The organism is Treponema sp. R6D11, from assembly GCF_054786075.1.
Genome location: NZ_BDHD01000598.1, coordinates 1 through 726 on the forward strand (window position 1 = coordinate 1; position 726 = coordinate 726).

Genomic DNA, 726 nt, shown 5'->3' on the forward strand with positions numbered 1-726 from the left:
ATTGGGTATCGCGTAAAACATGTTTTGAACCGGCGCTATTTGTTATTACTCCTTCTCGTCTGGAATTGTTAAATGGGATTTTAATTCCCGGTCATCGTTGCGTTCCCTTCGCCAACCCGCTGACACTTCCTCATCGTTATAAATTTTTTTGGAAGGGTGAGGCTATACCTGTCTCAACCACTGAAGCGCCGCCTGAAGATCTGTATCCTTACTACTGTGTTTACGGCGAAGAATTTGCGCCGCAGTATATCGCAAGGGACAACCCTGAAAACGAAGAAGCTTTTAACGCCGATCCTTACGAAGACCCGCCCGAAGTATCTATACATACGCTGGATATGCGAGGCATTTATCGCGAGTGCGCCTTTGTACCCGGAGATCGTTTTTTAGTCCGTACTCTTAACTGGAATGAATGTAAGTTTGAACTGGAAAAAGTGGGAAAGGAAGATTGGTCACGCGGTTCTTTAGATGAATGGCAAAAAGCTGCGGAAAGCGGTTTTGAAAACAGTTTTGCGATACTTGGTCCTGGAGCAAGCACCGAAGAACAAATTGCTTTTGCGTATTGGTACGGCGGTGAGCGCATGAGAGAAACCCCCGCTTATTCTTTGGAAGAATTTTTATATGAAAAAACAAATCGAATAGATACCGTGCCTTACGGCATAGAAACCCGTTTTTGGTTTGCAGGTAAGGAAATTCCCGACAGCGTGAATCTTCAAAATTATACAGTTC

At 44.4% G+C, this 726-nt stretch carries 1 pseudogene; it reads left to right on the plus strand.

Annotated elements, in window-relative coordinates:
• Positions 1-65 precede the first annotated feature (65 nt).
• Positions 66-726: pseudogene (locus tag ACYVTD_RS14940) on the plus strand (hypothetical protein); the annotation flags it as partial.